This is a genomic window from Pseudomonas sp. SM4 (genome assembly GCF_051913165.1).
Lineage (GTDB): Bacteria > Pseudomonadota > Gammaproteobacteria > Pseudomonadales > Pseudomonadaceae > Aquipseudomonas.
Genome location: NZ_JBODOE010000005.1, coordinates 236,208 through 259,110, shown reverse-complemented (window position 1 = coordinate 259,110; position 22,903 = coordinate 236,208). Strand labels below are relative to the sequence as shown.

20 protein-coding genes are annotated in these 22,903 nt (G+C 60.7%); 11 read left to right on the top strand and 9 right to left on the bottom strand.

The genetic code is table 11. The features are described from left to right. Positions 1-65 precede the first annotated feature (65 nt). The 5 genes from ACQ4MY_RS11880 to ACQ4MY_RS11860 all read right to left on the bottom strand — a co-directional run bounded on the left by ACQ4MY_RS11880 (position 66) and on the right by ACQ4MY_RS11860 (position 5,901). Positions 66-569 carry an RES family NAD+ phosphorylase gene (locus tag ACQ4MY_RS11880; protein ID WP_440095234.1) on the bottom strand — a complete coding sequence of 168 codons (504 nt, stop codon included), beginning with the start codon at positions 567-569 and terminating at the stop codon, positions 66-68. Further along, entirely contained in the window at positions 566-1,042 is a 477-nt protein-coding gene (locus ACQ4MY_RS11875; protein ID WP_081500502.1) for an antitoxin Xre/MbcA/ParS toxin-binding domain-containing protein, read from the bottom strand. Before ACQ4MY_RS11875 ends, ACQ4MY_RS11880 begins: the two co-directional genes overlap by 4 nt. Positions 1,043-1,313: 271 nt before the next feature. Next, positions 1,314-4,235: a TonB-dependent receptor domain-containing protein gene (locus ACQ4MY_RS11870; RefSeq protein WP_440095233.1), complete on the bottom strand. Its 2,922-nt coding sequence runs from the start codon at positions 4,233-4,235 to the stop codon at positions 1,314-1,316. Positions 4,236-4,447: 212 nt separating this feature from the next. After that, complete coding sequence (locus ACQ4MY_RS11865) at positions 4,448-5,398, bottom strand: FecR domain-containing protein (protein ID WP_440095232.1); 951 nt, start codon at positions 5,396-5,398, stop codon at positions 4,448-4,450. Then, positions 5,395-5,901, bottom strand: a complete 507-nt coding sequence (locus ACQ4MY_RS11860) for a sigma-70 family RNA polymerase sigma factor (RefSeq protein WP_008088963.1) — start codon at positions 5,899-5,901, stop codon at positions 5,395-5,397. The genes ACQ4MY_RS11865 and ACQ4MY_RS11860 overlap by 4 nt, the downstream gene beginning before the upstream one ends. A gap of 296 nt (positions 5,902-6,197) precedes the next feature. Here ACQ4MY_RS11860 and ACQ4MY_RS11855 point away from each other — a divergent pair, with 296 nt between their 5' ends. The 4 genes from ACQ4MY_RS11855 (at position 6,198) to ACQ4MY_RS11840 (ending at position 11,947) form a co-directional block, all read left to right on the top strand. Next, on the top strand, positions 6,198-7,916 hold the full coding sequence (locus ACQ4MY_RS11855) for a hydrogenase maturation protein (RefSeq protein WP_440095231.1): 1,719 nt from the start codon (positions 6,198-6,200) through the stop codon (positions 7,914-7,916). An 836-nt stretch (positions 7,917-8,752) separates the two neighbouring features. Beyond that, positions 8,753-9,616, top strand: a complete 864-nt coding sequence (locus tag ACQ4MY_RS11850) for a LysR family transcriptional regulator (RefSeq protein ID WP_008084815.1) — start codon at positions 8,753-8,755, stop codon at positions 9,614-9,616. A gap of 112 nt (positions 9,617-9,728) precedes the next feature. Beyond that, positions 9,729-10,874: a sterol desaturase/SRPBCC family protein gene (locus ACQ4MY_RS11845; RefSeq protein ID WP_440095230.1), complete on the top strand. Its 1,146-nt coding sequence runs from the start codon at positions 9,729-9,731 to the stop codon at positions 10,872-10,874. Beyond that, entirely contained in the window at positions 10,871-11,947 is a 1,077-nt protein-coding gene (locus ACQ4MY_RS11840) for an SMP-30/gluconolactonase/LRE family protein (protein ID WP_440095229.1), read from the top strand. Before ACQ4MY_RS11845 ends, ACQ4MY_RS11840 begins: the two co-directional genes overlap by 4 nt. 795 nt (positions 11,948-12,742) lie before the next feature. Here ACQ4MY_RS11840 and ACQ4MY_RS11835 read toward each other — a convergent pair. Both ACQ4MY_RS11835 and ACQ4MY_RS11830 read right to left on the bottom strand, forming a co-directional pair. Continuing rightward, a complete protein-coding gene (locus tag ACQ4MY_RS11835) occupies positions 12,743-12,907 on the bottom strand; it encodes a hypothetical protein (protein ID WP_008084820.1) in 165 nt (54 codons plus the stop codon). A 109-nt stretch (positions 12,908-13,016) separates the two neighbouring features. Next, positions 13,017-13,259 (bottom strand): DUF465 domain-containing protein, encoded by a 243-nt coding sequence (locus ACQ4MY_RS11830; protein WP_008084822.1) that lies wholly within the window; start codon positions 13,257-13,259, stop codon positions 13,017-13,019. A gap of 206 nt (positions 13,260-13,465) precedes the next feature. Between ACQ4MY_RS11830 and ACQ4MY_RS11825 the strand changes: the two genes are divergently transcribed. Continuing rightward, positions 13,466-13,987 carry a DUF4142 domain-containing protein gene (locus ACQ4MY_RS11825; RefSeq protein ID WP_008084823.1) on the top strand — a complete coding sequence of 174 codons (522 nt, stop codon included), beginning with the start codon at positions 13,466-13,468 and terminating at the stop codon, positions 13,985-13,987. 55 nt (positions 13,988-14,042) lie between these two features. On the opposite strand, the gene ACQ4MY_RS11820 is transcribed toward ACQ4MY_RS11825, so the two are convergent. Continuing rightward, positions 14,043-14,312, bottom strand: a complete 270-nt coding sequence (locus ACQ4MY_RS11820) for a hypothetical protein (protein WP_008084825.1) — start codon at positions 14,310-14,312, stop codon at positions 14,043-14,045. A gap of 251 nt (positions 14,313-14,563) precedes the next feature. Between ACQ4MY_RS11820 and ACQ4MY_RS11815 the strand changes: the two genes are divergently transcribed. Genes ACQ4MY_RS11815 through ACQ4MY_RS11790 form a run of 6 tightly spaced genes read left to right on the top strand, consistent with a single transcriptional unit; the run spans position 14,564 to position 19,990 of the window. Beyond that, positions 14,564-15,415, top strand: coding sequence for an STAS domain-containing protein (locus ACQ4MY_RS11815; protein ID WP_440095228.1), 852 nt, complete (start codon positions 14,564-14,566; stop codon positions 15,413-15,415). 3 nt (positions 15,416-15,418) lie between these two features. Next, entirely contained in the window at positions 15,419-15,781 is a 363-nt protein-coding gene (locus ACQ4MY_RS11810; protein WP_034155679.1) for an STAS domain-containing protein, read from the top strand. Further along, positions 15,778-16,182, top strand: a complete 405-nt coding sequence (locus tag ACQ4MY_RS11805) for an anti-sigma regulatory factor (RefSeq protein ID WP_008084828.1) — start codon at positions 15,778-15,780, stop codon at positions 16,180-16,182. Before ACQ4MY_RS11810 ends, ACQ4MY_RS11805 begins: the two co-directional genes overlap by 4 nt. After that, entirely contained in the window at positions 16,179-17,189 is a 1,011-nt protein-coding gene (locus ACQ4MY_RS11800) for an ATP-binding protein (RefSeq protein ID WP_158830069.1), read from the top strand. The genes ACQ4MY_RS11805 and ACQ4MY_RS11800 overlap by 4 nt, the downstream gene beginning before the upstream one ends. Beyond that, positions 17,182-18,057, top strand: a complete 876-nt coding sequence (locus ACQ4MY_RS11795; RefSeq protein WP_440095227.1) for a sensor histidine kinase — start codon at positions 17,182-17,184, stop codon at positions 18,055-18,057. Before ACQ4MY_RS11800 ends, ACQ4MY_RS11795 begins: the two co-directional genes overlap by 8 nt. Next, entirely contained in the window at positions 18,047-19,990 is a 1,944-nt protein-coding gene (locus tag ACQ4MY_RS11790) for a response regulator (protein WP_008084833.1), read from the top strand. The genes ACQ4MY_RS11795 and ACQ4MY_RS11790 overlap by 11 nt, the downstream gene beginning before the upstream one ends. Before the next feature lie 211 nt (positions 19,991-20,201). Here the strand turns inward: ACQ4MY_RS11790 and ACQ4MY_RS11785 are convergent, their stop codons facing one another. Next, positions 20,202-22,835, bottom strand: a complete 2,634-nt coding sequence (locus ACQ4MY_RS11785) for an excinuclease ABC subunit A (RefSeq protein ID WP_440095226.1) — start codon at positions 22,833-22,835, stop codon at positions 20,202-20,204. Between the last annotated feature and the right edge of the window lie 68 nt (positions 22,836-22,903).

Genomic DNA, 22,903 nt, shown 5'->3' with positions numbered 1-22,903 from the left:
GATTTATAGAGGGCGGTTTAGACCGTTGGGTGATGAGGTTATGCACAAAATGCCGTGCGTCCGTATCAAGCCAATGTCACCTCCCTCAACAACCGGGTATCCAGGCCAAACCGCTCCTGGGAGACCATCCTGAATTGCCCCTCTGCCAGGTCGCAGCTCACCAGCAGATTCCACGAGTGGCGGGTTGCCGCCGAGGGAATCAGGAGAAATGGATGCTCATCCAGTAAAGCGTCGGCAAACCGCTGTTGATTGGGAGACGGCCACGCGGGACTCAACCAGTAAGGATTCGGTACCTCTTCGGGCTGAACGACTTTGACCCGTGCATCGCGGATGACCTCAAAGCACATCAACACATAGGGTTCTCTGTCCAGTGCATCAAAACTATTATTGGCTGCTACCTCCAGAATGGCCGAGGACGGGTCGACAGATGCATAGACGACTCGCCGGCCAGGCGCATTCCATCGACCACCCTTCAGTTTTGAACCCATCCCGCTGTCCCACGTCTCTCCGTAGGCCTCCTGATCCAGGCGCCAGCCATACCAGTGCCCTTCCCAGGGCAAGGGATTCATGGGTAACCCCCGTACAGGAGCTGACACAAGTATTGCTCGACCATCTGGAAACCCAGTGGGTGGCGGGTCAGTTCCAACGGTACGTAGCCGTTAAGGTAAGGGGTGGGTTTTTGCATCCATATCTCCGCCTGTGACAGCCCCCCGAACGCCCGAGTGGCCATCTCCAGCACCAGCGCATATTGGTAGGCGACGACACTCTGCTGCGAGTCAAGCCGTATCGATTTGCCTTCCTTCAACAACCGCTGCACGGTTCTGACAGACCTGCCGGTGATGCGTTTGACCATGTCTTCGCGCAGGTACATTTCGGAAGTTGAAAGCATGTTGACGACGTCGCTCAGCTCAAAGCCCTGGTCGGTAAGGCGGACAATCAGCATGGCATCGTCACCGAGGTCCTGGCCATGCACGAGCAAATCGACAGGCTTGCCCGCGACCTTCTTTAGCCCCGTCAGCCGGGGCGTTTTTGGCGTGGGCATTGCGACATCCTCCATGGGGCATCTGGCGCGATCGTCGATCCAGAAGTTACGCAGGGAATAAGCAGGCGTTTCATGCTCGATGTGTGGGGTACGCATAATCGATCCTTTATCTGGGAACCTGAGCGTTCAAGCCGCTCAGCGACTTCAATGTCAGGTCCGATGCTATAGATCGCGCTTCCGACGACCAACCTGAAAAAGTCGTCGGAAAAATCCCCAATAACGCACAAGCGGCTCCAGTTTCCGTAGGACGTATACGACGTACTTGCCCTGTTTAACTGCCGAAGTGATAACTCATATCCAGCCACCACTGCCGGCCGTAAGGGTCGTAGTTACCGGTCGGGTAATAAGGCCAGCCCGCCGATTCATCGTGTTTGACCTGATTGAGCAGGTTGTTCACGGTCAGGCCGACGCTGGCCCGGTCATTCAATTTGTAACGCGCACTGGCGTTGAACACTGTCCAGGGCGACAGACGCCCGTCACCGGCGCCGTTGGTGACCGAACCGTAACGAATGCCCATCAGCGTGGCCGTGGCGTTCTGGTAATCCCAGGTCAGGCTCGCGTTGACCTTGCTGCGCCAGTCGTAATTGGTTCGCGAGGTGCGCCAGTCCTGGGTCGGTGCGTCGTCGGACTCCTTGTAATAATGCGAAAGCACCAAGGTATAGCCCAGCGCCGAGCTGAACGCGCCGTACTGCCCCGCGCCCCAGCGAATGTTGCTCTTGAAATCGAGGCCGCTGACCCGCTCACTGGCGGCGTTGATCGCATTGACCCGCACGCGCTGTAACTGATTGGGATCAATGGCGGCGTTGCCGGCGTTACGATCAATGCGTGCCAGCGTCGATTGGCAATTGGCCGAGTTGATGTCCTGGCTGCCGTTGCGGCATTCATTCTCTTCTTGCAGCAAGCGGTTTTCGTCAACGGTGGTCAGCAGGTCATCGATCTCGACGCGCCAGAAGTCAGTGGAAAAATCGAAGTTGCGCGACGGCGACCAGACAAAACCGTAGGTCCACGACTTGCCCCGTTCCGACTCCAGATTCGCCGTGCCGCTTTGCGTGTAATCGACCCGCCCGCGATCACAGGCGCCCTCCACGCCCTGGCTGCAACCGTAATAGTCGATCTGCGCCGGGTAGTAGCCGTTGCTGTCGGACTGGTAGATGTAATTGAGGTCCGGCGCGCGGAAACTGGTGCCGTAACTGCCGCGCAGCAACAGGCTGGTCACCGGGCGCCATTCCAGACCGAGGTTGTAGGTTTTCTGCTGTTCGGTGCGACCGCTGAACTTGTATTGATCCCAGCGCCCCGCCGCAGTGGCCAGCACGGTGTCGGTGACCGGGATGCTGAACTCGCCGCCCGCCGCGTAACGCTTGCGCGAGCCGCCGGAGCTTTGTGCCGGGCTCACGCCGTAAAAGGTGCCGTCGTTGAGGCCGTCGTCCGGGTCCACGCGATATTCCTGTTTACCCGCTTCCAGCACACCGGCGAACCCTACCGGCCCTGCCGGCAAATCAAACAGATCGCCATTGACCGACGCGTTGTAACTGGTCGACACCGATTTGCTGCTTTGGGTCAGGTTGCCGCGAAATTGCTGCCACTCCTGCGGCGTCAATGGCCGGTCGAGGCGCGAAGCGTCCGGAGCAAACACCGGATAGCCGCCGCTGACACCCAACTGCGGGCCGAGGTAGAAGTCCTGAATCGACGACAGCGGCGTGTAACGTGTGGTGCGGACGCTGCGATACTCGGAACGGTTGGCCGCCAGATCATAGTTCCAGCCGGTGTCGGCAATCTTGTCGGAAAGGCCAAGGGTGCCGGTCCACGAGGTGTCGCGCCACTTGCTGTTGTTGCTGGTGCGGCCGCCGATTTCCTCTTCACCGAAACGACGATACCAGCGCTCCAGATTGCCGCTGCTCTGGTTGACGAAGTCCGGGGAGGTGAAGGTCGGGCCGCGGGTGTTGTTCTGAATGTGATCGAGGCCATACATCAAGTCCGCGAAGACCTGACCGCTGTCGCTGAAGTGCCAGGTGCCGCGCGTGTAACCGTCGTAGTTTTCCTTCTGGGTCTGCACGGTCCAGTAATCGTTGTACATCTGGTCGGTGCGGCAGCGACCGCCGTTGTTGAACAGTTTGTTGTCGAACGTGCCTTGGTAGGCGCCGCAGCCCGGCCCCAGATAACGGCTGTTGCTCAGGTCGCGACGGTAACCGACATCGGCCAGCGGGCCGCTCTGCATGAAGCCGCGATCATCGGCCCAGATCGGATCGCGGTTGGTCAGTTCAAGCCCGAACAAACCATCGAAGTCGCCCCAGCTGCCGCCGCCACTGATCTGCAAGCGCTGGTTGTCGCCACCGCCGCGCTCGCTGGTGCCGCCCTTGAGGTTGACGTCGACGCCGTTGATCTTGTCTTTGAGGATGATGTTGACCACCCCGGCAATCGCGTCCGAGCCGTAAATCGCCGACGCGCCGCTGCTGAGGATTTCGATGCGTTCGATGACCGCCGACGGAATGTTCGCCAGGTTGGTGAAGTTGACCTTGCCATCGTAGGGCGTCGGATAATCGGCGACGCGACGGCCATTGATCAGCACCAGCGTGTGGTTGGGCCCGAGGCCGCGCAGGTTCAGCGCGCTGGCCGCCGGTTGCCAGGTATTGCCGTAGTCTTCGCCCTGAGTCATGCCGGTGTTTTGAGTCTGGGTGGCCAAGGCGTCGTAGACGTTTTTGTAGCCGCGCGCTTCCATTTCTTCGTGGGTGATGACGTTAACTGGCGTCGCTCCATCGCTCTGCGCACGGGCGATGCGCGAGCCAGTCACGGTGACTTTTTCCATGCGGTAATCGGCGCTGCTGGCCGGCGTCACGGCGCTGACTTTTGCCGGCGCGACAGCCGCCACATCGCCTTCGCGAACACTCAAGCCCTGAGCGCTTTGCTCGACTTGCAGGCCGCTGCCAAGCAGCGCTTTTTCCACGGCCTGACGCCCGCCCAATGCACCGCGCACCGCCGCACTGCGTCTGCCTTGCACCAGGTCCTGGCTGAAGGAGATCGGTACGCCGGTCTGCCGCGAGATGTCCAGCAGCACCTCATCGAGCGGGCCGCTGGCAATGTCGAAGGTGAACACCGCCGCTGCGGGCGACTGCGCCAACGCAGTCAATGGTCCCATGCCCAGCGCCAAAGCGGCGGCGAGGGTCAGTCGAGGTAATTGTTGTTTGAATGAGTACATCGAGGGGCTTCCCTGTTGAAGGCGTCTGCAGGGAATGAGCAGTGAACCGGCGCTTTTTATAGAGCATCGATTAGGCCAAGAAGTCATATCCCTATAACCAGAATCCCCCCCTGTAGGAGCTGCCGCAGGCTGCGATCTTTTGCTGTTTGTTTTTTAAAACAAGATCAAGAGATCGCAGCCTGCGGCAGCTCCTACAGGGGTGGCGGTCGGGTTTAACTGGGGCGAGGTTCGATGCTGATCCAGTAGGGGTTGTGCCAGAGGATGCGGATCGGTAAAGAGCGCTCGAGCAACTGCAACGTGCGGTCACTGTCGTCCAGCGGATAGAGGCCGCTCAAGCGCAAATCGGCGACCTCAGCGCTGACATGCACAATGCCGCGACGGTAGCGACGCAAGCTGTCAATCACCTCACTGAGCGGCCGGTCGCGAACCTCCAGAAGACCTTGCGTCCAGGCACTTTCGTGACCATTGCTGCGCTGCAATGACAGGATGCCGCGATCGTTGAACAGCAGACTCTCCCCTGCCTCGACCACTTGCCGCGCACCGCTGGCCGTGACCACTTCGACCTGTGAATGCAACATCACCAATCGTGTGGAATCGTCATTGTGCTGCACGAGAAATTTCGTCCCGAGGGCGCGAATGCGACCGTGCTCGGTCTCGACCACAAACGGCCGCGACGGGTCCTTCGCCACGTCCACCAACAACTCGCCACTGCGCAAGGCCAGCAGGCGCTGCGAACTGTCGAACAACGGCACCACGCGACTGCGCGCGTTGAGGGTCAACGCACTGCCATCCGGCAACGCAAAATCCCGTCGCTCGCCGGTGCCTGTCGACAATTCTCCGGCCTCGGGCAGCCAGCCGTAACGCCGCCCGAGCAACCCGGCCAACACCGCCACGCTGAGCACACTCAAACTGCCGCTGATAAATCGCCGCCGACTCGACGGTGCATTGAGGCTGTGCAGCAGACTGTTGCGCGGCACTGCGCGCAAGTTCGGATTGCGCAACAGGTTCAGGCCACCGCCCATTTGCTCGATGATCTGCTGGTGCCGTGGATCGGCCGTGCGCCAGGCTTCGAACGCCGCCCGCTCGCCGAGGCTGACGTCACCCGATTGCAACAGCGCCATCCATTGCGCGGCTTCATCGATCAGCGTTTCGTCCGCCCTCATGCCTGCATCGCCTGATAGCAACGCTTGAACGCCTCGACCATGTATTGCTGCACGCGACTGGTGGACACGCCGAGGCGCTCGCCGATCTCGCTGTAGGTCAGACCGTCGAGCTGATGATAGAGAAACGCCGCTTTGGCCTTGGCCGACAACCCGTTGAGCAAGCGATCGACCGCCAACAGCGCTTCGATCACCAACGCCCGCTCTTCCGGCGACGGATGCACCGGCTCTGGCGCCAGCGCCAGGCTTTGCAGATAAGCGCGTTCGAGATCCTGGCGCCGCCAGCCTTCGTACACCAACCGCCGGGCAATGGTGGTCAACAACGCCCTGGGCTCGCGAATCGCTGTCGGGTCCGGCAAGGCCAATACTCGCAGAAACGTTTCCGAGGCGATGTCCTGTGCACTGTGCGGGCAGCCCAGCGTGCGGCTAACGGCAGCGCACAGCCAGCGATAGTCCTTTTGGAACATCTGCCCGATGATCTGGTAATGCGGGTTATGTCCACCCATGCCTTGCTCCCTGAAAACGGGTCCCACCCGCTGCGAAAAACCATCGTTCTGCCGGGATCGTCCGGCTCTGATCAGGCGCGACTGTGCAATAGGGTTGCGCACATTTGAAGTAATAAAAAAACATCACAAGCAAACCTTTAAGAATAAGGCGCTTCGTCACCGCGCAAACATTGGCTGACACAACGTTGACTTCGATCACTGGCGCAGCCTCGACCACTGATTAATCTCCTCGCTCCATCGAAGGCCAAGGACGGCTCACCGGGAGCCCGCGGCTGATCCCACTCAAGGAAGACCCCATGCAATCGCTCAACATCATTCTGCTGTCGTCAGCGTTTAACGGCCTGACGCAACGTGCCTGGCTGGAATTGCGTCAGGCCGGGCATTCACCCAGCGTTGTGCTGTTTACCGATGAAAGCGCCGTGTGCGAACAGATCGAAAACAGCGCCGCCGATCTGGTGATCTGTCCATTCCTCAAGGACCGCGTACCCGAGGCGCTGTGGCGCAATACCCAGCGACCGGTGGTGATCATTCATCCGGGCATCGTCGGCGATCGGGGTGCCAGCGCGCTGGACTGGGCAATCACCAACGAGCTGCCGAGCTGGGGCGTGACCGCCTTGCAAGCGGTGGAAGAAATGGACGCCGGGCCAGTCTGGGCGACCTGCGAATTCAACCTGCCGGCGGGTCTGCGCAAATCCGAGTTGTATAACGGCCGGGTCAGCGACGCGGCGATGCTGTGCATTCGCGAGGTGGTGGAAAAATTTCGCGAAGGGTTTGTCCCGGTGCCGCTGGATTACAGCAATCCCGCCGTGCGCGGGCGCTTGCAGCCGAACATGAAACAGGATGATCGCAGCTTTACATGGCACGACTGCGCACGCTTTATCAAACGCTGCATCGATGCGGCGGACGGCCAGCCGGGTGTGCTGGCGAGTCTGGCCGGCGGTCAGTACTACGTGTACGACGCACACCTGGATTCGCGCACAGGCATGCCCGGCGACATTCTCGCGGTGCATGACGACGCGGTGCTGGTGGCCACCGGTGATCACAGCGTGTGGATCGGTGCCCTGCGGCGCAAACCGCAACCGGGCGAGGAAACCTTCAAGCAGCCGGCACGGCATGTGCTGGCCGGGCAACTGGCGAATGTGCCGAACCTGGACTGGTCAATCGCCAGTCAGCCGTTCAGCGCCGAAGCGTATCAGCCGATTGCCTATCGCGAGTCCGGGCATGTTGGCGAGCTGACATTGGAGTTCTATAACGGCGCGATGAGCACCGAGCAGTGCCAGCGCCTGGTCGAGGCGCTGCGCTGGGCCAAGGCCCGTGATACGCAAGTGCTGTTGATCAAGGGCGGTCGCGGCAGCTTTTCCAACGGTGTGCACCTGAACGTGATTCAGGCCGCTCAGGATCCGGGCGCAGAGGCGTGGGCGAATATTCAGGCGATCGATGATGTCTGCGCAGAGCTGCTCAGCGCGCGGCAACTGGTGGTCAGCGGCGTGACCGGCAATGCCGGCGCGGGCGGCGTGATGCTCGCGCTGGCGGCGGACATCGTCTTCGCGCGGGCCGATATCGTGCTCAATCCGCATTACAAGAGCATGGGCCTGTATGGCTCGGAATACTGGACCTACAGTTTGCCCCGCGCGGTCGGCCCGGCGATGGCCGAACAGCTGACCCAGGCGTGTTTGCCGGTCAGTGCCCAGCAGGCGTTGCAACTGGGCATGGTCCAGGAAATCGGCCCGCGTTGCCCGGATGAATTTGCCCTGTGGCTGCTGCAACGGGCCAATGGTGCGTTGAACGACCCGACCTACGCGGCGGTGCGTGAACGCAAGTCGCGGGTCGATCACCGGCTGATCCTGCAATGCCGCGCCAACGAGTTGCAAGAAATGCAGGAAGACATGCTCTACAACCGCAGTCAATTCGCCGAGAAATGCCGCCACTTTGTCTACAAACGCAAAGCCTGCGGCACGCCGGCGCGATTGATCGAAGACTGGGCACGAGTCCAGGACGTTGAGCTGACTGACTGATCTCCAGCGTCTGCAATGCCCCCATCGCTGGCAAGCCAGCTCCCACAGTGGACGGTGTTGACCACAAACCCTGTGATCAACATTGCCCCCTGTAGGCGTGAGCCTGCTCGCGATGAGGCCAGCCCGGTCAATATCCTCATTGACCGAACCGACGCCATCGCGAGCAGGCTCACTCCTACACCGTTCGGGGGTACATCCATAATCCTGAGCGACACAAAATCCTGTAGGAGTGAGCCTGCTCGCGATGAGGCCAGCCCAGCCAATATCCTCATTGACTGAACCAACGCCATCGCGAGCAGGCTCACTCCTACACCGTTCGGGGGTACATCCATAATCCTGAGCGACACAAAATCCTGTAGGAGTGAGCCTGCTCGCGATGAGGCCAGCCCAGCCAATATCCTCATTGACTGAACCAACGCCATCGCGAGCAGGCTCACTCCTACACCGTTCGGGGGTACATCCATAATCCTGAGCGACACAAAATCCTGTAGGCGTGAGCCTGCTCGCGATGAGGCCAGCCCAGCCAATATCCTCATTGGCTGAACCGACGCCATCGCGAGCAGGCTCACTCCTACACCGTTCGGGGTAGATCCATAATCCTGAGCGACACAAAATCCTGTAGGAGTGAGCCTGCTCGCGATGAGGCCCGCCCGGTCAACATCCTCATTGGCTGAACCGACGCCATCGCGAGCAGGCTCACGCCTACAGGGTTTTGCGTTTAGGCACAGGTTTTGAAAACGCCTCTAAAATTGTGGGAGCTGGCTTGCCAGCGATGAACGATGACGCGGTACCGAGTGGCCACTTACAATGCGCGCACTTCAAACACCGGCCCGCCCATGGACATCGACCTCGCCCGCACCTTTCTTGAAATCGTCCGCCACGGCAGTCTCGCCGCTGCCGCGCAAAAGCTGTTCGTCACGCAAACGGCGATCACCGCTCGGGTGCAGAAACTCGAAAGCCAGTTGGGCAGCACGCTGTTCGTGCGCAACCGCGCCGGGGCGAAGCTGACGCCCAATGGCGAAGCGTTCGTGGTCTACGCCAACCAACTGGTGCAGACCTGGGAGGCCGCCCGCCGTGACCTGCCGCTGCCCGAGGGTTATCACAACGTGCTGCACATCGGCGGCGAAGTCAGCCTGTGCAACCCGCTGATGCTCAGTTGGGCCGCCGAACTGCGTGAGAAAATCCCCGGTCATGCGCTGCGCATGGAAATCCGCGATGGCGAAAACCTGCTGCACCAACTCGAATTGGGCGTGCTCGACGCGGCGCTGGTCTATCAGCCGGAATACTGGCCGGGCCTGCAGGTCGAGCAAGTGCTCGAAGAGAAGCTGATTCTGGTGCGCGCCCCCGACCGCCCGGATCCCTACGTCTACATCGACTGGGGTCCGGATTTCCGCCGGCAGCACGACGCCGCCCTGCCGGAAAAGGCCAAGGCTGCGCTGAGTTTCAACCTCGGCCCGCTGGCCCTGCAATACATCCTCGAAAACGGCGGCAGCGGCTATTTCCGCACCCGCGTCGTGCGCACCTACCTGGAAAGCGGCGCACTGGAACCGGTGACCAAAGCCCCGGAATTCAGCTACCCGACCTACCTGGTCTATTCGCGCGACCGCGACTCGGCGACGCTGCAGCACGCCTTCGACCTGCTGCGCGAAGTGATCCGGACCGATGACGACTGGTCACAACGCTGGAACCCGTTGAGCTGAAGCGGCCGCTTTGCACCGGATCCTGGCGCATGTGACCTCAAGGTCTGACCTGCACAAACCGCCGGATCGGCTAATCTGCCGGGTATAACAACAATACCCACAGGTGAACGCAGTGAGGCAGACCACCGAGGCATTTCGCAGCCGCTACCGTGCGGCGATCCATCCGTTGTACAACCCGTGGCTGCACGGCACGTTTGTGCTGCTGTTCGGTGCGCTCGCCATTGGTGTGTTCTGGGGCCGAGTGCATCAGGCAAGCGCGCTTGAATGGCTGACCGTGCCGCTGACGTTGCTGTTTTTCAACTTTGCCGTGTACATGGTTCATCGCCATCTCGGCCATCACAAAAAGGCCTTCGCTAAACTGTTCTACGCGCGGCACGCCGGCGATCATCACAGCTTCTTCACCCCCGGCCACATGACCTACGACAGCGCCCGCGACTGGCGGGTGATTCTGTTTCCGGCGTGGCTGATCGTCATCCACACGCTGGTCATCACCCTGCCCTTGTGGTGGCTGTTCGCACAATTCAACGCCAACGTGGCCGGGTTGTTTGGCGGTTGCATGGTGCTCGGTTACCTGACGTATGAGGTGTTTCACGCCTGTGAGCATCTGCCGCCGAACAACCCGCTGGCCCGCTTGCCGTGGATCCGCCAGATGCGCCGCCTGCACGAGCTGCATCACCGGCGCGAGCGCATGCAGGAGCGCAATTTCAATATCGTTTTGCCGTTGATGGATTACCTGTTCGGCACCCTGTACTGGGAGCCCGAAGCCAGCCCCTTGAGCTATTCGAGAATGCCCATGACCCGCATGCAGCACCAGATCGATATCGCCGGCGAGCCGATCGCCGTCCTCGCCTACGCCGCCAGCGTCAGCCGCTGGCCAGAATGGCATCCGTCGTCGCTGAAGATCGACGGCGCGCAAGGCCCGCTCCACGCCGGCGCGCACTTCGAGGAGGATATTCATGCCGGCGGGCGTGCGGGTCACTTGCGTTGGGATGTCACCGAATATTTGCCTGGCCGGCGCTGGTGCGCACGCGCCCAAGGCGATCATGGTCTGTCACTGCTGCTGACGTATGAATGTTCAGGGGATGCCAGCGCTACACGGTTTGTTCGCACCCTCGACTACCGTTTCGAGGGCTTGGGCATGCGCATTGCCAACCGGTTACTACTCAAACGGCGCATCGAGCGCGAATCGGCCGCTTCAATGCTGGCGTTGCGCGATATGGCAGCGCAGTACTCGCTGTCAGCGAGGGCGAGCGCATGAAGCTGCGGCACATTTTTCTGCTGCTGATCGTCATCGTCATCGCCTTTTTGCTGCTGATGCCCACCAAAGTCGAACCGGTCGCTTGGACACCCCAGCCAGCGCCCTCGCTGACCGCTGGGCTGTATGCCGAAAACCAGCGACTCAAAGGCACGGCACAGGTCGGGCCGAGCGACATTGAAGGGCCTGAGGCGTTGTTGCTGGAGGAAGACTTCTTGATCACCGGGCTGCACGACGGCCGACTGATCCGCACCAGCCTCGACGGCAAGGCGCGCCAGGTGCTGGCGGATACGGGCGGGCGGCCGCTGGGACTGGCGCGGCATCCGAACGGTCTGCTGGTGATCGCCGACGCGGTCAAGGGCTTGCTCTCGCTCGACGCGCAGGGCCGCCTGATCCCATTGACCACGGAGGCCAATGGCGTGGCGTTCGGTTTCACCGATGATGTCGCCATCGACCAGTCCGGGCACTACGCCTACTTCAGCGATGCTTCCAGCCGTTGGGGCTACGGGCACGACGGCGAGGCGATCATCGAACACGGCGGCGATGGCCGTCTGCTGCGCTATGACTTCCAGAGCGGCAAAACCAGTGTTCTGCTGGACAAACTGCAGTTTGCCAACGGCGTGACCCTCGGCCCGGATGACGCCTATGTATTGGTCAACGAAACAGGTGCCTACCGCATCAGTCGTTACTGGCTGACCGGCCCCAAGGCCGGCACGCATGACCTGTTCATCGACAACCTCCCCGGGCTGCCGGACAACCTGGCGTTCAATGGCAGCAAGCGGTTTTGGGTCGCGCTGTATGCGCCACGTACGCCGCTGCTGGATGGTACGGCCGGGCATCCGTTCGTGCGCAAGATGATCGCGCGGTCACTGACGGTATTGCCCAAACCGGTGGAGAAACGCGGGTTTGTGCTGGGGCTGGATCTGGACGGCAAGGTGATCGCCAATCTGCAAGACACCAGCAGCGGCAATTATTCGCCAATCACCACGGTGCGCGAGTATGGGCAGTGGTTGTATTTCGGCTCGCTGAAGGCGACGCACATGGCGCGGTTGCCATTGGATGCGGCGCTGAAGTGAAACCGCAGGATATGTATTGGATTGACTGACGCCATCGCTGGCAAGCCAGCTCCCACAGGTTTTTGTGTCGCTCGGGATTATGGATGTACCCCCGGACGGTGTAGGAGTGAGCCTGCTCGCGATGGCGTTGGTTCAGTCAATGAGATGTTGACCGGGCTGGCTTCATCGCGAGCAGGCTCACTCCTGCAGGGGGCAATAGTGGTCTCAGGGTTTGTGGTCAACACCCTCCACTGTGGGAGATTTTGCTGTCGCTGGGGATTATGGAACTGATACCGGACGGTGTAGGAGTGAGCCTGCTCGCGATGGCGTTGGTTCAGTCAATGAGGATGTTGACCGGGCAGGCCTCATCGCGAGCAGGCTCACTCCTGCAGGGGGGAATGTTGGTCACAGGGTTTGTGGTCAACACCCTCCACTGTGGGAGATTTTGCTGTCGCTGGAGATTATGGATCCACCACCGAACGGTGTAGGAGTGAGCCTGCTCGCGATGGCGTTGGTTCAGTCAATGAGGATGTTGACCGGGCCAGCCTCATCGCGAGCAGGCTCACTCCTACAGGGTGCAATGGTGGTCTCAGGTTTTGTGGTCAACACCCTCCACTGTGGGAGATTTTGCTGTCGCTGGGGATTATGGAACTGACACCGGACGGTGCTCGCGATGGCGTTGATTCAGTCAATGAGATGTTGACCGGGCTGGCCTCATCGCGAGCAGGCTCACTCCTACAGGGGGTAATGTTGATCGCAGGGTTTGTGGTCAACACCCTCCACTGTGGGAGCTGGCTTGCCAGCGATGGCGGTCTGTCAGTTGCTGGATTTATCGAACTTGTCGGGATCTTCGTCTTCCGGCAATTCTTCATCCGGCTCATCAGGATTGGCCGTGGTGTGCGCCGGGCTATTAGGCTCGGGATGCGTCGGAACCGGGTCAAAAGCGCCCTGCTCTTCACTGGGAAATTTGGGATCGTTCATAAGGCACCTCGCAAAGAGTCGCTGATTGAAGACTCTGAACATTCGAGGTGCCGGTCGTGGCTGTCGTTCCCGTCAATCCGCAACCGCAGGTCGGCGGATCAAACGTGGATCACGACGATATTTGTAAATGGCTGACGATCTCGTCCTTGACCTTCAGACGCTTCTCTTTGAGTTTTTTCAGTGTGTCGTCGCTGGGGGCATCCGATGTGGCCGTTTCGGCCTTGACCACGTCGGCGTCAGCCTGGGAATACTTGTTGATCAGTGAATCCAGTCGTGGATCCTGGGTGCGTTTTTGCTGGATCTCTTCCTTTGTGCAACTCAAGTCCTGAAACAGGTCATGGGAAACCGGCATGGAACACCTCCGTCAGTTGATCGGCTGGCCAACGCGACCGATTGCGCGGGCCAAGTATCAGAATGGCCTTGGTTGGACGGTTCTGTCGACCACCTGTCAGACCAGCGGTGCCCGTTCGTCGCCCTGTCGCAAATGCGATAAAACCTTTATTCGCCGCGTTGCCTCCATTGCATAACACCCATAAAAACCTGCGTGGAGATACACCAATGGACGGATTCAACCTGCGTCATCTGTTTTTGGCTGTCGCTTTGAGCACCGGCATGGGCAGCGCTTTCGCCGCCACTGACAATGACTTTGTCGATAACGCGGCCGCCGGTGGCATTGCCGAAATCGAAACCAGCCGTTTGGCCCTGGAAAAAAGCGCGTCTGCCGACATCAAGGCCTTCGCCAACATGATGATCACTGACCATGGTAAGGCCAACGATGAACTGGCGAGCATTGCCAAGGCCAACGATATCGAAGTCCCGGACACCACGACGCTGGTCAAACAGGCCAAGGAAAAAATCCTCGACCTGCGCGATGAATCGTTCGATGCCGCTTACGCCAATAATCAGGTGAAAGCCCACGAAGAAACCATCGAGCTGTTCAAGAAACAGGCTAATACCGTGACGGATGACAAGGTCAAGGGCGCGACTGAATTGAAGGCGTTTGCGCAGAAAATGCTCCCGGCGCTGGAAAAACACTTGGCTGCGGCGAAAGAGCTACAGGCCAAACACCCGAGCAAATAACTGTCCACAAAAAAGGCCGCATCCATTGGATGCGGCCTTGTCATGTCCGCCGATCTTAACCGCCGTCCGTATCAATATCGGCATCCGTCTCCTCCCCCGGCTTCGCCCGATCCGGCTTCGGCTCGAAACCCGGACTGAATTCATTGTCGTTGTCCGTGTGCTGATTCTTCTGATCCACCGCCGGGTCAGCGCTTTGCGCCTGTTCTTTATCACCCTGTTGCTGCGTTGGCGCCGGTTGCCCCGGCACTTGCGGGTCGATCGCCGGGTCGTTACGGTTGATCGGTTCGGCGGACTGATTCTGTTGTTGCTTCGATTGCTCGTTCATGTTCACCTCGGTCGTCAAAGCAAGCGCGACTGAAACCAGTCGGGCCTTGAACATTCGAAGGCTGGCCCGCGCCAACGTTCAAAACATCTCCACTCCTTGCCACGCCGACTAAAGTTACCGGGGCGTTCTTTGCGCCAGATCAAAAATATCCTCGCGGCAACGAACAACTATTTCAAACGGCAAATGTCATTGATTCCGCGCCGGTCATTTTTCCACGATCGGCCCCTAATTCGCTACGGAGCAACAGGCACATGGCAGCACTGCAGAACAGCACACTCGATGCGATGAAAAACAAACAGACACAACTGCTGGGCGAATGGGTCAACGGACTGGAAACCAGCGGTGCCACGCGTAATTTGAAAGGTCACGATGTACAGCAACAGACCAGCGAGTTCCTGCAATTGGTGGTCAGCGGCCTGGAAAGCGACAACGGCACCAATATCAATGCCCCGGGCTGGGAATCGACCCGTCAGTTCCTCGAAAAGCTTTCCCACAGCCGCGCCCTGCTCGGTCAGGATTCGCAGCAGACCGCCAGCTTCATCTTCGCCCTCAAAGGCCCGTTGTTTAACCTGCTCCAGGCCCATTACAAAGAACAACCGGCACTGCTCGCCGAACAACTCTGGGAAGTTTCCGAGCTGCTCGACGCGTTCGGCATGCACACCATCCGTACTTTCCAGAAATCCCGCGAAGCGGTGATCAAGCGTCAACAGGAAGAATTGCTGGAGCTGTCGACCCCGGTGGTCAAGCTGTGGGACGGCGTTTTGGCGCTGCCGATGATCGGCACCCTCGACTCGCAGCGCACCCAAGTGGTGATGGAATCGCTGCTGCAGCGCATCGTCGACACCGGTTCGGAAATCGCCATCATCGACATCACCGGCGTGCCGACCGTCGACACCCTGGTTGCCCAGCACCTACTGAAAACCGTCACGGCGATCCGCCTGATGGGTGCCGACTGCATCATCAGCGGCGTGCGCCCGCAAATCGCGCAAACCATCGTGCATCTGGGCCTCGATCTGCAAGGCGTAGTCACCAAGGCCAATCTGGCGGATGCGCTGAAGCTGGCGCTGACCCGTTTGGGTACCACCTTCGTCAAAACGGCTTAAGCAATGGAACGTATCCCGATCCTACAAATGGGCGACTTCCTGCTGGTGACGATTCAGGTCGACATGCACGACCAACTCGCCCTCACCCTGCAGGACGATTTGTCCGAGCGCATCAGTAAAACCTCGGCGCGCGGGGTGTTGATCGACATCTCGGCGCTGGACATGGTCGACTCGTTCATCGGGCGGATGATCGGCACGATTTCCGGCCTGTCGAAAATCATGGACGCCGAAACTGTATTGGTGGGAATGCAGCCAGCGGTCGCGATTACCTTGGTTGAACTCGGCATGACCTTGCCCGGCGTAAGTACCGCGCTGAATGTCGAGCGAGGGATGAAACTGCTGCGAGAACGAGTATTGCAGCAATGACCGTGCGCAGTAGCGGTACTCAACCGATCCATATCGAGCAAGACGTGGTACTCGCGCGCCAGACCGCGCGCAAGCTCGCCACCGAGTGCGGCATGCGCCTGATCGACCTGACCAAAATGGTCACGGCCGTCAGCGAACTGGCACGCAACACCATGGTGTACGGTGGCGGCGGTGACATGGACTGGCAGATTCTCGATGAGGATCACAAGGTCGGTCTGCGCCTGACCTTCCGCGATGAAGGCCCGGGCATTCCCGACTTGAAACTGGCGATGACCGATGGCTGGACCTCCGGCAGCGGCATGGGCCTGGGCCTGACCGGCGCCAAACGGCTGGTCGAAGAGTTCGAACTGGACACCGAGCCCGGCAAAGGCACTCGAATAACGATTACCCGATGGACATGAATATCGGCACAAGCCTGACCCAAGTGCTGCCGATCGAGGACAGCAGCCAGATCGGCTACGCACGGCGTACCGCGCAGCAACTGGCCGAACGGCATGGCTTCGATGAGCGTGATGCCGGACGCGTGGCACTGGTGGCGACAGAGTTGGCCAGCAACATACTCAAGCACGCCAGCCACGGTGAAATGCACCTGAGGGTGTTGCCGCGTGCCAATGGTTTCGGCATCGAAATGCTCGCCGTAGACCGCGCGCAGGGCTTTGATCTGGAGGCTTGTCTGGCCGACGGTTTCTCGACCGGAGGCACTCAAGGCATCGGTCTTGGCTCAATATCACGCCAGACCGAAGTGTTTGATGTGTACGCCGATGCCCGTGGCGCGGTGTTGTTGGCGCGACTGTATCCGCGCACCGATCGGGCGCCGGACATTCGTTTCGGAGTCAGCCAGCACTCACTGCACAACGATCCTGCCTGCGGCGATGTCTGGCACCTGGCCTATGAAGACGGCAACATCAGCGCGCTGATCATCGACGGCCTGGGCCATGGCGAAGAAGCCGAACGCGCCGGTCTTGCAGGCGCCGAAACCTTTGCCCTGACACCCTTCGCCGAACCAGTCATGCTGATGGAAGATCTGCACCGTGACATGATCGGCAGCCGTGGTGGCGCCGTCGCGTTCGCCCAGTTCGATGCGCGGCGCGACCGCCTGACCTTCGCCGGCGTCGGCAACATCGGCGCCAGCCTGATCGCCGCCGACAAATCCCGCGGACTGGCCTCGCACCCGGGAATCGTCGGCGTGCAATACCGGAAAGCCCGGCCCTTTGACTATGCTCACGTGAACGGACATCTATTGATCATGTACAGCGACGGCTTGCAGTCCCGTTGGAACCTTCAAGACTACCCCGGCCTGGTGCACCGTCATCCCGCCGTGATAGCCAGCGTCCTGCACCGCGATTTCTGTCGCGGGCGCGACGATGTAACGGTGCTGGTCGTTGCCCTGGAGGCCGCCCATGGCTGAGTCGCCCATTCTGAGCAGCGCCGAGCAGACCGCGCTGATCGCGCAGTTGCAGAGCGAAACCGCGGCCCTGCGCGAAGAACTCGATGAAACCAATCAGGGCGTGCTGGCCCTGTACGCCGAACTCGACACCCAGGCCGAAGAGCTGCGTCAGGCCTCGGATCTGAAAAGCCGTTTTCTGTCGTACATGAGCCACGAATTTCGCACGCCATTGGGCTCGATCCTCAGTATCAACAGCCTGCTCGCCGATGAACTCGACGGCCCGCTCAGTCCCGAACAACACAAGCAGGTGGCGTTCGTCAGCACGGCTGCGCGCGAACTCAGCGACATGGTCGATGACCTGCTCGATCTGGCCAAAATCGAGGCCGGGCGCATCACCATTTCTCCGGCGTGGTTCGACATGTTCGACCTGTTCTCCGCCCTGCGCGGGATGTTCAGGCCGATTGTCGATGCCTCCGCCGTCGATCTGATCTTCGAAGAACCGGTCGGCTTGCCGCGCCTGTACACCGACGATAAGAAGCTCGCACAGATCCTGCGTAACTTCATTTCCAACTCGCTGAAGTTCACCACCCGTGGCGAAGTGCGGGTATCGGCGCGGCTCGAAGGCGTCGACAAAGTGCGTTTTGCCGTGAGCGACACCGGTATTGGTATCGCTGCCGAGCTGCATGGCGCATTGTTCGAGGACTTTTCCCAGGTCGACTCGCCGTTGCAGAAGCGTCTGCGCGGTACCGGGCTGGGCCTGTCGCTGTGTAAACGCTTCGCGGCCCTGCTGGGCGGTGAAGTCGGGCTGGAAAGCACGCCAGGGGTCGGTTCGACCTTCTTCGTGATCATTCCGCTGGCGATCGCTCTGGAGAACGTCGATGAAACGTGACATCCGCCTGTTGATCGTCGACGACAACGTCGCCACTCGCTACGCCCTGCGCCGACGCCTGGAGCGCCACGATTATGAGGTGCTGGAAGCCGGCACCGGCACTGATGGGCTGGCGCTGATCGAAAGCGAACCGCTCGATGCGCTGATCCTCGACGTCAATCTGCCGGACATGAGCGGTTTCGACATCGTGCGGATTTTGCGCGCTGACGCGCGCACGGCGTTGTTGCCGGTGATCCACGTGTCCGCCGCCTCGATCCAGACCGGCGACATCATCACCGGCCTCGACGCCGGTGCCGACGCCTACCTGATTCACCCGGTCGATCCCGACGTGCTGCTGGCGACCCTGCGCACGCTGCTGCGAGTACGCGACACCGAAAATGCCCTGCGTGAGAGCGAGGCGCGCTTTCGCGAGATTTTCGTCAACGTTTCAGCGCCTATCGCGGTGCTCGATGCGCATTTGAAAGTGCACGAATGCAATCATGCTTTCGCGCAACTGATCCTCGACAATCAGGACCCGCAAACCCTGCGTGAATGCTTCGCCGACGATCAGAGCGCGATTCTCAACGAACTGCGTCTGCGCCTGGTCGATGGCGAGCGCTGGAAAGGCACGCTGAACATGCGTGTGCTCGGCGAGCTTCGCGAGACCGAGTGGCAGATTTCGCCCTATCGCACGCCAGAGTTGAGCCTGGTGTTTGTCGAGGACGTCACCGAGCACCGTCATCGCGAACGCTCGCACCTGGCGCAACTGAACGACACCACCACGCAATTGGCCAAGGAAGTCGCCGAGCGCGTGCGCGCCGAATCGCAACTGCTGCAAGTGCAGAAAATGGATGCGTTGGGCAAGCTCACTGGCGGCATCGCGCATGACTTCAACAACCTGCTGACCGGGATCATCACCAGCCTGGAACTGATCCAGAAACGCGTCGCCGATCAACGTCTGGACAAGGTGCAGTTTTACTCCGAGGCCGCGCTGAATTCGGCCATGAGTGCCGCGTCGCTGACCCACCGTCTGCTGGCCTTTGCCCGCCAGCAACCGCTGGATACGCGGCCGGTGGACATCAATGAGCAGGTGCGCTCGCTGGAAGAATTGCTGGTGCGCACCATCGGTGAACGGATCAACCTCAAGCTTGAGCTGACATCGAAACCGGCGATTGCGCTGGTCGACCCGGTGCAACTGGAAAGCGCTGTCCTCAACCTGGTGATCAACGCTCGCGATGCGCTGCCTTCGGGTGGCAACATCTGGGTCAACACCTATGCCGCCTACTCCCATGGTGATCCGAATCTGGCCGATGGCGCGTATGTGGCGTTGTCGGTGCGCGATGACGGCACCGGGATTGAGCACAATGTCATCGACAAGGTGTTTGACCCCTTCTTCACCACCAAACCGCTGGGCCAGGGCACCGGGTTGGGGCTGTCGACAATCTATGGTTTTGCCCGCCAATCCGGGGGTGACGCACACATCCGCAGCGTGGCGCGGCGCGGCACCGAGGTGACGATCATGTTGCCGGCCACCAGCGATCCTACCGGCGCTGATGTGCCGTCACCGGTTGTCGACCCACAAGGCACGGGTGAGCATGTGTTGATCGTCGAGGACATGCCGTCGGTGCGCATGTTCGTCACCGAAGTATTGGAAGACGCGGGTTACCGCTGCACGCAGGCGGCGGATATCGAAACGGCGCTGGAGCGCTTGCAGAACGATGCTTCGATCAACCTGCTGCTCACCGATGTCGGCTTGCCGCGCATGAGCGGCCGTGAATTGGCAGATGTTGCGCGGGGCTGGCGTGAGGGTTTGCCGATTCTGTTCATGACCGGGTATGCAGAAACGGCGATCAATCGGCAGGTATTTCTGGGCAGCGGCATGGACATGCTGGTCAAGCCGTTCCAGATCAGCGAACTGCTCGAAAAAGTCCGCCGCACCCTCGACGGCGCCTGACCACAGCTTCACAGGAATTAATGTCGAACACAGATCCACTGTAGGAGTGAGCCTGCTCGCGATGGCGTCAGGTCAGCCAATTCATCTGTGGCTGACACCCCGCTATCGCGAGCAGGCTCACTCCTACAGGGTTCGGCGTGCACGCGGGATATGGATAGGCGAGCTTGCTCCGGGCGGCGTTCCGACGAAGACGTCAGCCTGGCCAATACACCTATCGGCTCAAGGCGCGGGCCAAAAACGGCGCAGTCTTGCTCTTCTTGCTCGCCGCAACCTTCTGCGGCGTGCCAGCGGCGACAATCCTGCCGCCCTGATCCCCCGCTCCCGGCCCAATGTCGATCACCCAGTCACTCTGCGCAACCACGCGCATTTCGTGCTCGACCACAATCACCGTATGCCCCGCCGTCACCAGCGTGTCCAGCTGTTCCAACAGCCGATCGACATCGCGCGGATGCAACCCTGTAGTCGGCTCATCCAGCACATACAACGTCGCGCCACGCTGATTGCGCTGCAACTCGGTGGCCAATTTAATCCGCTGCGCCTCACCGCCGGAAAGCTCCGTGGCCGGTTGCCCGAGCCTTAAATACCCGAGGCCGATATCACGCAGCACTTCCAAAGAACGCCGAATCCCCGGCTGCCCGGCAAACACCGTCACCGCCTCATCGACGGTCAATTGCAGCACCTGCGCGATGCTCAAGCCCTCCCAAAGAATTGCCAGCGTCTGCGGGTCGTACCGCGCGCCATGACAGGTCGGGCACGGCGCGTACACGCTGGGCATGAACAACAATTCCACGCTGACAAAGCCTTCACCCTCGCACGTGGCGCAACGGCCCTTGGCGACGTTGAAGGAGAATTGCCCGGCGTCGTAGCCCGCAGCCCTGGCTTCGGGCGTCGCGGCGAACAGCTTGCGCACGTTATCGAACAGGCCGGTGTAGGTCGCCAGATTGGAGCGCGGCGTGCGGCCGATGGGTTTCTGATCGACTTGCACCAGCCGTTTGATCGACTCCAGCCCTGACGTGACCTGGCCGCTGCTGAGCTGCGGCGCATCATCTTCAAGGCTGAGTTCTTCAGGCTCCGCCTCGGCAGTCGGCCGCCCGAGTTGCGCGCCGACCAGCTCCAGCAACGCCTGACTGACCAGACTCGACTTGCCGGACCCGGACACGCCGGTCACCGAAGTGAAGCAGCCCAGCGGAAATACAGCGCTGAGGTTATTCAGGTTGTTGCGAGTGATACCGTCCAGTTTCAACCACGCCGTCGGCTTGCGTGCCGCACGGGTTGGCCGCCCGGTTTCGGCAAACAGATAAGCGCGAGTCTGCGACGCTTCAATCCCGGCCAATCCTGCCGGAGGGCCGCTGTACAACACCTGCCCACCCTGCTCGCCCGCCGCCGGGCCAACGTCGATCAGCCAGTCGGCGCGGCGCATGGTTTCCAGATCATGCTCGACCACGAACAGTGTATTGCCGTCGGCCTTCAGCCGTTGCAAAGCCTCGAACAGCGCCTCGCCGTCCGCCGGGTGCAAACCGGCCGAGGGTTCGTCGAGCACATAGATCACGCCAAACAGTTGCGACCCCAATTGCGTCGCCAGCCGCAAGCGCTGCAACTCGCCGGACGACAATGTCGGCGTGCTGCGCTCCAGCGCCAGATAACCGAGGCCCAGGTCGGTCAGCGTGCTGACCCGCTCCAGCAGATCCTCGGCAATGCGTTGCGCCGCCAGACGTTTCTCCAGCGACAGGTTCGGCGTGTGTCGCACGTCCGGCGCGCTGGAATGCCCACTGGCGCCATGGGCCACCCGTTGCTGACGGGCCTCGCGGGTTTGCGCATGACTCAAGGTCTCGCCGGTTTCTTCGGCGTGCTCCAGATAACTCTGCGCCGCGACGGGCCGCAACACCTCGGCCACTTGCAGCAACGGCATCTGCGACAGCTCGCCAATGTCGTAGCCGGCAAAGGTCACCGACAACGCTTCACGCTTGAGGCGTTTGCCGTCACACAACGGACAAGGGCTGCCGAGCATGAACTGCGAAACGCGCTTCTTCATCAGCGCACTTTGCGAGTGGGTGAAGGTGTGGAGGATGTAGCGGCGCGCACCGGTGAAGGTGCCTTGGTAGCTCGGCTCCATTTTGCGCTTGAGGGCGACGCGGGTTTCTTCAGGGGTCAGCCCGGCGTACACCGGCACGGTCGGGGTTTCTTCGGTGAAGAGAATCCAGTCGCGCTGCTTTTTCGGCAGCTTCTTCCACGGGATGTCGACGTCGATGCCCATGGTCACGAGGATGTCGCGCAGGTTCTGCCCTTGCCACGCCAGCGGCCAGGACGCCACGGCGCGCTGGCGGATCGTCAGATTGGGGTCCGGCACCATCAGCGCTTCGGTGACTTCGTAGACCCGGCCAAGGCCATGACACTGCGGGCAGGCGCCCTGCGGGGTGTTCGGCGAGAAATCCTCGGCGTACAGCATCGCCTGCCCCGGCGGGTAACTGCCGGCACGGGAATAGAGCATGCGGATCAGGCTTGATAACGTGGTGACGCTGCCCACCGACGAACGCGTGCTCGGCGTGCCGCGCTGTTGTTGCAGGGCCACGGCGGGCGGCAGGCCTTCGATGGAATCGACGTCTGGTACGCCGACCTGATCGATCAGGCGTCGTGCATACGGTGCCACCGACTCGAAGTAACGCCGCTGCGCTTCGGCGTACAGAGTCGAAAATGCCAGCGAGGATTTGCCCGAACCGGACACCCCGGTGAACACCACCAGCGCATCGCGAGGGATGTCGATGTCGACGTTCTTCAGGTTATGTTCACGGGCGCCACGCACCCGAACCATGCCGGCGGGCGCTTTGGAGTTACGCTTGGAAGTCATTGGCGGGCCTTGATCGGAAGATTGCTTGAAAAACTCTGGTGCCAGATCAGATCTCTATGACTAGTGAG